At 64.6% G+C, this 11,185-nt stretch carries 11 protein-coding genes; 6 read left to right on the top strand and 5 right to left on the bottom strand.

Going from position 1 to position 11,185, the window contains the following annotated elements; all coding sequences use genetic code 11:
* The 5 genes from NFX52_RS07960 to NFX52_RS07940 form a co-directional block, all read right to left on the bottom strand.
* Positions 1-597, bottom strand: a 597-nt coding sequence (locus NFX52_RS07960) for a phenylalanine 4-monooxygenase (protein WP_252635599.1), incomplete at its 3' end; no start/stop codon positions are given.
* Positions 598-662: 65 nt separating this feature from the next.
* A complete protein-coding gene (locus NFX52_RS07955) occupies positions 663-1,631 on the bottom strand; it encodes a Bug family tripartite tricarboxylate transporter substrate binding protein (RefSeq protein ID WP_055396882.1) in 969 nt (322 codons plus the stop codon).
* An 80-nt stretch (positions 1,632-1,711) separates the two neighbouring features.
* Entirely contained in the window at positions 1,712-2,824 is a 1,113-nt protein-coding gene (gene hppD, locus NFX52_RS07950) for a 4-hydroxyphenylpyruvate dioxygenase (protein WP_055396879.1), read from the bottom strand.
* A gap of 186 nt (positions 2,825-3,010) precedes the next feature.
* Positions 3,011-4,000 carry a lipase chaperone gene (locus NFX52_RS07945; RefSeq protein ID WP_207401918.1) on the bottom strand — a complete coding sequence of 330 codons (990 nt, stop codon included), beginning with the start codon at positions 3,998-4,000 and terminating at the stop codon, positions 3,011-3,013.
* Between the two features lie 3 nt (positions 4,001-4,003).
* Positions 4,004-4,945: an esterase/lipase family protein gene (locus tag NFX52_RS07940; protein WP_055396875.1), complete on the bottom strand. Its 942-nt coding sequence runs from the start codon at positions 4,943-4,945 to the stop codon at positions 4,004-4,006.
* Positions 4,946-5,109: 164 nt separating this feature from the next.
* On the opposite strand from NFX52_RS07940, the gene NFX52_RS07935 reads away from it, so the two are divergent.
* The 6 genes from NFX52_RS07935 to fabB all read left to right on the top strand — a co-directional run bounded on the left by NFX52_RS07935 (position 5,110) and on the right by fabB (position 11,074).
* Positions 5,110-5,592: an Lrp/AsnC family transcriptional regulator gene (locus NFX52_RS07935; RefSeq protein WP_055396873.1), complete on the top strand. Its 483-nt coding sequence runs from the start codon at positions 5,110-5,112 to the stop codon at positions 5,590-5,592.
* A 222-nt stretch (positions 5,593-5,814) separates the two neighbouring features.
* Entirely contained in the window at positions 5,815-6,552 is a 738-nt protein-coding gene (locus NFX52_RS07930) for a GNAT family N-acetyltransferase (RefSeq protein ID WP_055396871.1), read from the top strand.
* Between the two features lie 114 nt (positions 6,553-6,666).
* The gene (locus NFX52_RS07925; protein WP_055396869.1) at positions 6,667-7,551 is read left to right on the top strand and encodes a CorC family transporter; all 885 of its coding nucleotides are present in this window, start codon (positions 6,667-6,669) and stop codon (positions 7,549-7,551) included.
* Positions 7,551-9,173, top strand: coding sequence for an apolipoprotein N-acyltransferase (gene lnt / locus NFX52_RS07920; RefSeq protein ID WP_055396867.1), 1,623 nt, complete (start codon positions 7,551-7,553; stop codon positions 9,171-9,173). The genes NFX52_RS07925 and lnt overlap by 1 nt, the downstream gene beginning before the upstream one ends.
* 159 nt (positions 9,174-9,332) lie before the next feature.
* Positions 9,333-9,854 carry a 3-hydroxyacyl-[acyl-carrier-protein] dehydratase FabA gene (gene fabA / locus NFX52_RS07915; protein WP_055396865.1) on the top strand — a complete coding sequence of 174 codons (522 nt, stop codon included), beginning with the start codon at positions 9,333-9,335 and terminating at the stop codon, positions 9,852-9,854.
* Positions 9,851-11,074, top strand: coding sequence for a beta-ketoacyl-ACP synthase I (gene fabB / locus NFX52_RS07910; protein ID WP_252635598.1), 1,224 nt, complete (start codon positions 9,851-9,853; stop codon positions 11,072-11,074). The genes fabA and fabB overlap by 4 nt, the downstream gene beginning before the upstream one ends.
* Positions 11,075-11,185 lie beyond the last annotated feature (111 nt).

Genomic DNA, 11,185 nt, shown 5'->3' with positions numbered 1-11,185 from the left:
AATCCCCGCCCCATACGCCCGCAACTCCCCCGCCTCGCGGATCAGCCCGAACTCGATCGTGTACCAGTACAGGCGGCTCAGCATTTCGCAAGACCCCAGCCCCTGCGCCTTCAGACCCCCCTGGCCGTAGCGCTGCACATAGTCGGCAAACACCGGGTTGAACAGCAGCGGCACATGCCCGAACAGGTCGTGAAAGATGTCGGGCTCGACGATGTACTCGAACTCCTCGGGCTTGCGGATCCAGTCCGTCACCGGGAACTTGCGGTTGGCCAGCAAGGTGAAAAACGGCACCTCGGGGATCAGCCCGGGCACGCCCACCAGCTCCCAGCCTGTGGCCTTGTAGAGGCGCTCGTTGACCTCTTCGAAGCGCGGAATGCGGTCGCTGGCGCCCAGTGAGGGCAGGGCGTCGATGAACGCCTGGCTCGCCAGGCCGGGCAGCAGGGCGCGCTGGCGCTCGTACAGGCGGCGGTAGGTGTCGTGGTCGGCGGCGGTGTAGGCCGCGTAGTCCTGCGGGCAGGTGTAGTCCGCGTTGGCACGCGAGTAGTCGCCACGCGGTGGGCGGGTGGATTGGCCATAGACGACAGGGGCTTGTCCCATTTTTTTCTCCTTTGCCGCCATGGTCGGCGCACCGCGACGGGGGTGCGCACCAGCCCACGCGGCTGCTAATCGATCTTGATCTTTGCGGCCCGGATCAGGAACTCGTACTTGCTGTTTTCCGAGCGCACAAACTGCGCAAACCCGTCGAGCGTCAGCTCTTCGGGCGTGATACCCATCTTCTTGAACTTCTCCTTGCCAGCGGGCGAATGCATCGCTGCCGAGAACGCATTGGCGTAGCGGCGCGCGTCGGCATCGGGCAGCGAGGCGGGCGCGAACAGGCCGAACCAGGTCGACACGTTGAAGCCCTGCACGCTGTCGTTGATGCTGGGCACGTTCGGCAGCGCCTCATTGCGGCTCAACGTGGTTACACCCAGCGACAGCAGCTTGCCCGACTGGATCTGCGGCAGCGCCGAGGCCAGGTTGTCAAACACCATCAGCACCTGACCCGATTCCAGCGCGGCGAGCGCGGGCTTGGAGCCCTGGAAGGGCGTGTGGCCCATCTTGGTGTTGGTGAGCGACTTGAACATCTCGGCCGAGATGTGGCCGATGCTGCCGTTGCCACCCGAGCCGTACTTGGCCTGGTCCGGGTTCTTCTTGAGGTACTGCACCAGGTCCGGCGTGGTCTTGATGCCCAGCTTGGCGGCCTGCGCCGCACTCACCACCAGCACATTGGGCGTGCGCGCCACGAGGGCGATGGGTTTGAAGTCCTTGAGCGCGTTGTAAGGGAAGTTCTTGTACAGCCAGGGATTGACGGCGTGGGTGGCCACGGCGCCCATCAGCACCTGGTTGCTGGTCTTGGGTGATTTGGCGACCTGGTCCGCACCGGTACTACCACCCGCCCCCGGTTTGTTCTCCACGGTAATGGAGCCAAGCTGGGCTGCAGCACCCTCGGCCACGATGCGGGCCGAGGTGTCCAGCGGACCACCAGCGGGGTAGGGAACCACGATGGTGAGCGGGGCAGAGGGGCTTTGGGCCATGGCAAAGGTGGCCACACAGGTCAGGCCAACACTGAACAGGGTGCTACGGAGCGACATCGGGATCCTTATGAGTTCCGGGGAGCGCGCAGTATAGGCACCTGTTCAGGGTTAACCCTTGATGTCTGATGTCTGATGTCTTAGGTGTTCAGCACGCCACGGCGGATCTGGTCGCGCTCCAGCGATTCGAACAGCGCCTTGAAGTTGCCTTCGCCAAAACCGTCGCGGTACTCGCCTTCGCGCTGGATGAATTCGAAGAACACCGGGCCCAGCATGGGGGTGGAGAAAATCTGCAGCAGCAGGCGGGGCGTGCCGTCGGCGGTGGTGCCGTCCAGCAAGATGCCGCGCGACTGCAGTTCGGGCACAGGCTGGCCGTGGCCGGGCAGGCGGGTGTCCAGCATTTCGTAATAGACCTCGTTGGGCGCGGTGGCCAGCTGCACGCCGGCCATGCCCAGCTTGTCCACCACGTCCAGCAGGTTGTCGCAGATCAGAGCGATGTGCTGGATGCCTTCGCCATTGAACTGCATCAGGAATTCTTCGATCTGGCCACCACCCTGCTTCGATTCTTCATTCAGCGGGATGCGGATCTTGCCGTCGGGCGCCGTCATGGCCTTGCTGGTCAGGCCCGTGTATTCGCCCTGGATGTCGAAGTAGCGGATCTCGCGGAAGCCGAACAGCTTCTCGTAGAAATTGGCCCAGAAGCCCATGCGGCCGCGGTACACGTTGTGCGTAAGGTGGTCGATGAGGTTCAGGCCATGGCCCACGGGGCGGCGGTCCACGCCTTCGATGAATTCAAAGTCGATGTCGTAGATGGACTTGCCGTCTTCAAACCGGTCGATCAAATACAGCGGTGCGCCGCCAATGCCCTTGATGGCGGGCAGGCGCAGTTCCATGGGGCCGGTGGGGATTTCGATGGGCTGGGCGCCCAGCTCCAGTGCGCGGTTGTAAGCCTTGTGCGCATCCTTCACACGGAAGGCCAGGCCACAGGCGGAGGGGCCATGCTCGGCACCAAAGTAGGCGGCCTGGCTGTGGGGCTCGCGGTTCAGGATGAAGTTGATGCCGTTCTGGCGGTACAGCACTACATCCTTGGAGCGGTGCTTGGCGACCAGGGTGAAACCCAGCTTTTCGAACACGGCCTCCAGCACGCCGGGCTGGGGCGAGGTGAATTCGACGAACTCGAACCCCATCAGGCCCATGGGGTTGTCCCAGGCTTCCAGTTGGGCGGCGGTTTCTTGCGGCAAGGCGGCGTTCATGGGGTGTCTCCGGCATTCGTTGAGGAACGTCATGGACTGTAGGCGCGCCCTGCCTCATGTTTCTGGCGAAATCAAGAGGCTTGGGCCTCCGATTTGCAGGAATATTGTGAATGATCAAATTTCAGCGCAAGACGAGGGCGCTACCCCGGTATGTGGCGGCTGTCTCTTGCGTGGGGCCAGGGGAGCTCAGGAGCCTGACGCAGCAGGTGGCAGGCGCCGCAGCGCCAGGGCGGCGTCGATGCGTTGTTGCTCCTCGGCGGAGAAAAGCTGCTGGCGCAGTTGCTGCAATGCGGGGCCTTCGCCTTGTTGGCCGCGCGCCTGGTTGTACTGGTCAAGCCGCTGCTGCCAGTGTTGTTCTTCCCGGTCGAGCTGGGCCATGGCGTGGGCGGCGGCCTGGCCGTATTGCGCACTGCGGGCCGCGTGGCGGGTGCGCTCGTCGGTGTTTTGCGCGTTGAACGCGGCGGTCTGGGCGGCGGCACTCAGGTGTTCGGTGGTGGCGGCGCGCTCGGCGCGGCGCGCTGCGGGCAATTCATTCTCTGCATGGCGCAAGGCCTGGGCGCGCTGTTCAGCGCTGAGCTGGGGGTTGCGCTCGATTTCCAGGCGTGCCAGGGTGTAGCGGTCCAGTTCCGCCTCGCGGGCGAACAGGGCGTCGTGCTCGGGGCCGTCAAAAAACTGCTGGCGCACCTTGTGGCGCGCTTCCAGCGCCTCGCGCAGGGCACCGGGGTCGTTCGGGTCCTGGGGAGGGCGCAGTTGGCCCAGGGCCACGCGGTAGTCCACATAGCGCTCGGCCAGCGCCAACGCCCGCGTGGCCAGGGCTGCCGGGAAGTGTTTGCCCACCAGCGCCGCCAGGCGTTGTTTGAGTGCGGCGGGGTCTGTCGCGCCGTCCTCCAGGGCTTCTGTGAGCAGTGCCTCCAGCGTGTCGCGCAGGCCGTGCGTCAGCAGGGGGTCTTCACCGCGGTCGGGGTCGGTGGCGCGGCGGGTGGCAAAGAAGCTGCTCTCCATGGGCCGCGCCGACAGGTTCTGGCCTGCACCGCCGGTTGGCGCTGCCGCCGCGCCGGGCACCGAACGCGGGTCCACCGCGCCCGGCAGGCCTTGCTGTGAACCCTGCCACCAGACCACGGCGGCCGTGGCGGCGACCAGGGCCACCCCTGCGGCGAAGGCGCGGGCGCGGTTCACGGCTTACAGGCCCTGTGCCTTGAGGCGGTTGGCGTGCTGGCGGTACAGCGTCACCGGGTCGGTGGAGAACCAGTCGCGCAGGCCCAGCAGTTGGTTCACTTCGTCGAGGTGGTTCTGCCGGTAGTCGCCCAGGTGTTTGCCCAGGCGCGAGGAGCAGGCCGACACCAGGCCGTCGTTGGCTTCGCCGAAGACCAGGCCCAACACGCCCAGCAGGGCGTCGCTCGCATCCAGCACGTTGGTCAGGGTCTTGGTGCCCGTCCAGGAGTAGTAGCGCACGCCGTTGACGAGTTCTGCGCCGCTGCCGCAGCCAGAGGTGGGGACGCCTTGCGGAAAGCGTCGGTTGAAGGCGGCGGAACCGGCGGTGGTGAGCGAGTCCAGCGCGGCGGTGGGCATCTGTGGCAGGCCCGAGCCGCCCGAAGTCAGGTTGATCAGCGCGACCAGCGCCGACGCCGCCCCGTTGGCGATGGTTTCGGAGACCGAACCCGCGGGTGCCACGCCACGCATGATGTCCGCCACCCGCGATCCCCGGTTGACCCCACCGACCGAGGTCACCGAGGCAACCTTGCCCGGCGCCACCCCGGCCACGTAGCGCGCCGTAGGCCCGCCGTGTGAATGCCCCACCAGGTTCACCTTGGCCGCGCCGGTGATGGCCAGGATGGTGTTCACCTGTGCGAGCAGCTGCTCACCCCGGACCTCGGTGCTGTTGGCGGCCGACACCTGGGCCACGTAGACCTTGGCGCCGCCCTGGCGCAGGGCGTCAGGGATGCCGTAGAAGTAGTCGACACCCAGGGCCGAATCAAACCCGAAAAGCCCGTGCACAAGCACGATGGGGTAGCGGGTCTGGGTGGTGCCCGTCTGGGCTTGCGCGCTGGCACCGACGAGCAGCAATGCGGCGGTCGCGGCCAGAACAAATCGCCGCAAAAAGCGGCTGAGGAATCCGGTCATGCAGTTGTCTCCATAGGTATGTTTTTTGTATTTGCAAAAAAAGAACGATCGTTCGTTTTTGCGAGGTTTATTCTTCTTTTCTTCGTGTGGAGTCACTATCGGGACATACCCGAGCCTGCAATTCAGAAGGCGCGAAAAGTCAAAACTTCATAAAATCTTGCGCCATGCAAGCTTTAAACGCACTCGACAAGCTGGACAGGGCCATCCTGCGCCGTCTGCAAGAAAATGGCCGGGAGACGTACGACGTCATCGGTGAGCAGGTGGGCCTGTCGCCCAGTGCGGTGTTGCGCCGCGTCAAGCGCCTGGAGGAAAGCCGTGTCATCGATCGGTACGTTGCATTGGTGCCCCCCGAGGCCGTGGGCCTGGGGCTGACGGCCTACCTCAACGTCCGGCTCGAAAAACACACCGAAAGCCACAAGCGCAACCCCATGGACCTGTTCCGCGCCAGCGTGCAGACCTGGCCCGAAGTGGTGGAGTGCGCGTCGCTCACGGGCGAGATGGACTACCTGCTGCGCGTGGTGGTGGCTGACATGGCGCACTACAGCCGGTTCATCATGGACACGCTGCTCAAACACCCCAGCGTGCAGGACTGCAAGACCAGTTTTGTGCTGGACCGCGTGAAGGCGACCACAGCCGTGCCTGTGTAGATAGGCTTTAGAGCACGTTCTTAGGGTGCCGCGAGCGTGAAACCCCATGTTGCCCCGTGCCCGCTGTCGCTATACCCTTGCGGGAAGCCGTTGGCGGAGGCGCCCAGCTTGCCAAGTGGGGCGGGGAGTGCTGTGTGGAACAGGTTTGAGCTACCTCACTAATTTGTTGCAATGCAGCATTTTTGCTGGAAATAATGAGGGAAAACCCTTATATTTGCAGCCATGATCGCAACCAAAGACTGGCTCAAGGCATCCTGGTATGCAGGCAGGGATATGCTGCGCCCGGTGATGGGCGAATCGCCTGCCCATGAAACTCGCGTCAAGCAGGAGGTCCCCGTGATGGTTCCCATTCGTGCCCTGGGTCCCTCCTACCGGGAGCGGATCACCCAACATTTGCTCCAGCTGGAGCCCGCAGACCGCTACCTGCGTTTTGGCTACGCCGCCAACGACGAGCAGATCCGGCGCTATGCCGAGCAGCTCGACTTCAACCGCGACGAGATCTTCGGCATCTACAACCGCCGCCTCGAACTGATCGCCATGGCGCATCTGGCCTTCTCGGAGCACCCAGAGTACAAACATTGCGCCGAATTTGGCGTGTCGGTGCTCAAGCAGGCGCGTGGCCGGGGCTTCGGCGCACGCCTGTTCGAGCGGGCCGTGATGCATGCGCGCAATGAAGGTGTGAACATGGTTTTTATCCATGCGCTCTCCGAAAACACCGCCATGCTGAAAATTGCCCGCAAGGCCGGTGCCACCGTGCGCCGCGATGGTTCGGAGTCCGAGGCTTACCTCCAGATCGAACCGGCCAGCCTGGACACGCGCATGACCGAGATGGTCGAGCAGCAGTTCGCCGAGGTGGATTACCAGATCAAGAAGCAGGCCAAGCAGTTCTGGGACTTTTTGGCCAGCGTGCAGGAAGTGCGCAGTGGCGTGCAGCACGCCCGCCACCAATCTGCTGAATAGTCCGTCCATCCATCCCAAGGTCGCGCTGTGCGGCCTGCGGGGTTTGCGTAGCGGGCCGTCACAACTATCCGCTATCCTAGGGGCCTGATTCACTACCGCACGTCGTGCACTCCAGTGTCTGACCCGCATCCCGCGCACCCCGGGCGACCACCCGAGAGGGAAGACAAGCGCACCTTCCTGCAGAAAGTTGCCGAGTTCATCCATCCGGGGCCAGACTCCACGGAAGAACTCATTGAGACCCTGGCCGAGGCCGAAGACAACCAGGTCATTGGGGCCGATTCGCGCGTGATGCTGGAGCGCGTCATCCGCATGGCCGATATGACGGCGGGCGACGTGATGGTGGCCGCCCCGCGCATGGACCTCGTCAACATCGACGCACCGTTTGACGAGATGCTGCACCTTGTCATCAACACCGCGCACTCGCGGTTTCCGGTGTACCAGGGCGAGCGCGAGAACATCATCGGCATCCTCATGGCCAAGGACCTGCTCAAGTTGCAGCGGGCGCCGGAGCTGAATATCCGAGCGCTGCTGCGCCCGGCCGCCTTTGTGCCTGAAAGCAAGGGCCTGAATGACCTGCTGCGCGAGTTTCGCGGCAACCGCAACCACCTGGCCATCGTGATCGACGAGTTTGGCCGCATGGCCGGGCTCATCACCATTGAAGACGTGCTCGAACAGATCGTGGGCGAGATCGAGGACGAGTTCGACATCCCCGAAGACGACGGCGACATCTTTGGCCTGGCCGACCGCACCTACCGGGTGAGTGGCGACACCTCGGTGGAGCGGGTGTGCGAGGCGTTTGATGTGCTGGTTCAGGGCAGCGACCCCCATGAAACCTTCGAAACCATCGGCGGCCTGATTGCCCATGAAATGGGCCATGTGCCCAAGCGCGGCGAGCACCTGCAGCTGAGCGGCCTGCACTTCGTCGTGCTGCACACCAAGGGCGGCGCCGTGCGCTGGTTCAAGGTGTCGCGGGTCGAAGAAGCTAGCGCCAGCGACTGATGGCCCGCGCTACCTCCACGCCGGGGCTGCCGCTGGCCCTGCAGGCGCTGCTGGCCGTGGCTGCTGGCGTTGCGCAGGCGGCCTCGCTGGCCTGGCCCTGGAGCGGTGAGCCCCTGTGGTGGCTGCAGATCGCCTCCATGGCGGTGCTGGCCTGGCTGGTGCGACCACATGCCACGGTGTCTGTCTCCTGGCAGCGCGGCGCGGTCATCGGTGGCCTGTTTGCCACGGCCTGGCTGGTCGGGACCTTCTGGTGGCTTTTCATCTCCATGCACACCTACGGCGGGCTGGCAGCGCCGCTGGCCGTGGCGGCGGTGCTGGGGCTGGCGGCGTTCCTCGCCAGCTACTACGCGGCGATGTTGGGGATTTTTTGCCGCCTGGCGCTTACCAGTAAAGCGCTAACAGCTATCACTTTTGGAGCATTCTGGCTGGTGGCCGAACTGGCGCGTGGCACCTTGTGGACGGGGTTCCCCTGGGGCGCTGGCGGTTATGCCCATGTGGATGGGCCGCTGGCGGCGCTGGCGCGCTACGGGGGCGTCTATGGGCTGGGGGCGGTTGCTGCGATGCTGGCGATGGGGGCGGTGCAAGTGCGGCGCGCCGACTTCAGTGGCTGGCGCCTGTGGGCGCTGCTGCTGGCGTTGGGGGCAGCGCTGGCCCTGGCCACGGTAGACCGCTTTTGTGCCATCCATCTCTGCTCCACACCCCAGCAGCGCCCGGCGCCTTCCCTGAGCCTGGAGCTTCTGCAGGGCAATATCCCGCAGGACGAGAAATTTCAGTCGGGCAGCGGCGTGCCGCTGGCACTGAAGTGGTATGCCGAAGCGCTGCGCGACGCCAAGGCCGATCTCGTGGTGGCGCCGGAAACCGCCATCCCGCTGCTGCCCCAGCAGCTCATACCGGGCTATCTGGAAGGCATCCAGCAGCGCTACGCGCAGGGTCCGCAGGCCGCGCTGCTGGGCATTCCGCTGGGCGATGAGGCGCAGGGCTACACCAATTCGGTGCTTGGCATGAGCCCCGCCACCGGGGCCACGCCCTACCGCTACGACAAACACCACCTGGTGCCGTTTGGCGAATTCATCCCGCCCTTTTTCAAATGGTTCACGGCCATGATGAACATTCCGTTGGGGGACTTCAACCGGGGTGTGGTGGGGCAGCCCTCCTTTGCCTGGGCGGGCCAGCGCATTGCGCCCAACATCTGTTACGAAGACCTTTTTGGCGAAGAGCTGGGAGCCCGTTTCATCGATCCGGCACAGGCGCCCACGGTGTTCGTCAACTTCAGCAACATTGGCTGGTTTGGCGACACCGTGGCCATTGACCAGCACCTGCAGATCAGCCGCATGCGTGCCCTGGAGTTCGAGCGCCCCATGGTGCGCGCCACCAACACCGGCGCCACCGCCATCATCGACCACCGGGGTGTGGTGACACACCTGCTGGCGCGCACTACACGCGGCGTGCTCAAGGGCGAGGTGCAAGGCCGGGGGCTGGATGCGCAAAGTGGCTGGGCCATCACGCCCTACGCCTGGTGGGTGTCGCGCTGGGGCCTGTGGCCGCTCTGGATGTTCGGGGCGCTGGTGCTGGCGCTTGGCGTGTGGGCGAGAAACAAGGACATGGGGGCGCGCCGCCATTGATCCAGGTCAGGCGCCGAGAGGGCGGGGCGGGTGGCTTGGCAGGCCATTGTTTAGAGGCAGCTCCCTATGCCTTGATAATAGAGCCCCGCAAGACGGGGCTGTATTGCATACAACGATGATTTGAGGCGGGCCAACCGCTGTTCTGGAGCACGACTGAAAATGGCAGATTCCTTTTCCTACGAACAACTGATCGCCTCGGGCGAGGGCCGGCTGTTCGGCGCCGACAGCGGGCGCCTGCCGCTGCCGCCCATGCTGATGTTTGACCGCATCACGCACATCGACAGCGATGGTGGCGCGCACGGGCTGGGAAAGATCCGCGCCGAGCTCGATGTCAAGCCCGACCTGTGGTTCTTTACCTGCCACTTTCAGGGCGACCCGGTCATGCCCGGCTGCCTGGGGCTCGATGCCATGTGGCAGCTCATCGGTTTTTACCTGACCTGGCTGCAGCTGCCCGGCCGGGGCCGTGCGCTGGGTGCGGGCGAGGTCAAGTTCACCGGCGAAGTGGGCCCGGACGTGAAGCTCGTCACCTACGAAATCGACATCAAGCGCGTCATCAAGCGCAAGCTGGTCATGGCCATTGGCGATGCCCGCCTGCTGGCTGATGGCAAGGAAATCTATGTAGCCAATGACCTGCGCGTGGGCTTGTTCAAGCGCGAGGAAGACGGCAAGGACGCAGCATGACCACCAAGAAGCGCGTAGTCATCACCGGCGCGGGCATCGTCTCGTGCATTGGCAACGACCTGGCCACCGTGGAAGCCTCACTGCGTGAAGGCAAAAGCGGCATCAAGGCCGTCGAAAAATTCACCGAGCTGGGCCTGCGCAGCCAGGTGGGTGGTGCGCCTGAGATCGACATCGAGGCGCGTATCGACCGCAAGCAGCTGCGCTTCATGGGTGATGCGGCCGCGTATGCGCAGATCGCGCTCGAAGACGCCATTGCCCAGGCGGGTCTCACGCCTGAGCAGGTGAGCCACCCGCGCACCGGCCTCATCATGGGCTCGGGCGGCGGATCGCCTGCCAACCAGATCGAGGCGGCCGACACGCTGCGCGAAAAGGGTATCCGCCGCGTCGGGCCCTACCAGGTCACGCGCTGCATGAGCTCCACCGTCTCTGCCTGCCTGGCCACCAACTTCAAGGTCAAGGGCATCAACTACTCCATCACCTCGGCCTGCTCCACCTCGGCCCACTGCATCGGTGTGGCCGCGCAGCAGATTGCCTGGGGCATGCAGGACGTTATGTTTGCGGGTGGTGGCGAGGAATTGAGCTGGGGCATGTCGCTGCTGTTTGATGGCATGGGTGCCATGTCCAGCAAGTACAACGCCACGCCCGAGAAGGCCTCGCGCGCCTACGACGCGAACCGCGACGGTTTTGTGATTGCGGGCGGTGGCGGTGCTGTGGTGCTGGAAAGCCTCGAACACGCCCAGGCGCGCGGCGCCACCATCCTGGCCGAAGTGGTGGGCTTTGGCGCCACCAGCGATGGCGAAGACATGGTGGCCCCCTCGGGCGATGGTGCCATTGCCTGCATGCAGCAGGCCATGGAAGGGCTCGACGCCCCCATCGACTACATCAACACCCATGGCACCTCCACGCCGGTGGGAGACATGCAGGAAGTGCGCGCCATGCGCGCCCTGTTTGGCGACAAGGTGCCGCCGTTTTCGTCCACCAAGTCGCTCACGGGCCACTCGCTGGGTGCCACGGGTGTGCAAGAGGCCATCTACTGCGTGATCATGCTCGACAAGGGCTTCATCGCCGGTTCCGCCAATGTGGAGACGCCCGACCCGGCACTGGGTGACATGCCCCTGGTTACGCAAACGCGCGATGCGCAGCTGACCACGGTGTTGTCCAACAGCTTCGGCTTTGGGGGCACCAACGCCAGCCTGGTGCTGCGCCGCTGGAACCACTGACCGCAGCCTGCCCACTGCAACGGCCTGCCTGTCTTTGGACATGCAGGCCGTTTTTCATGGGCTAGGAGGCTGCGCGGCGGAAGGCATCGAAGCGAAACGCGCGAAAACCGA

Source organism: Acidovorax facilis, assembly GCF_023913775.1.
Taxonomy (GTDB): Bacteria; Pseudomonadota; Gammaproteobacteria; order Burkholderiales; family Burkholderiaceae_C; genus Acidovorax; species Acidovorax facilis.
Note: the sequence above shows the minus strand (reverse complement) of the source record. Positions and strands in the feature narration are given on the sequence as shown.

Excerpts from the sequence above, each read along its gene's own strand:
- hppD (WP_055396879.1), bottom strand. The coding sequence starts at position 2,824 with ATGAACGCCGCCTTGCCGCAAGAAACCGCCGCCCAACTGGAAGCCTGG.
- lnt (WP_055396867.1), top strand. The coding sequence starts at position 7,551 with ATGGCCCGCGCTACCTCCACGCCGGGGCTGCCGCTGGCCCTGCAGGCG.
- NFX52_RS07930 (WP_055396871.1), top strand. The coding sequence starts at position 5,815 with ATGATCGCAACCAAAGACTGGCTCAAGGCATCCTGGTATGCAGGCAGG.
- NFX52_RS07955 (WP_055396882.1), bottom strand. The coding sequence starts at position 1,631 with ATGTCGCTCCGTAGCACCCTGTTCAGTGTTGGCCTGACCTGTGTGGCC.
- NFX52_RS07935 (WP_055396873.1), top strand. The coding sequence starts at position 5,110 with ATGCAAGCTTTAAACGCACTCGACAAGCTGGACAGGGCCATCCTGCGC.
- fabA (WP_055396865.1), top strand. The coding sequence starts at position 9,333 with ATGGCAGATTCCTTTTCCTACGAACAACTGATCGCCTCGGGCGAGGGC.
- fabB (WP_252635598.1), top strand. The coding sequence starts at position 9,851 with ATGACCACCAAGAAGCGCGTAGTCATCACCGGCGCGGGCATCGTCTCG.
- NFX52_RS07940 (WP_055396875.1), bottom strand. The coding sequence starts at position 4,945 with ATGACCGGATTCCTCAGCCGCTTTTTGCGGCGATTTGTTCTGGCCGCG.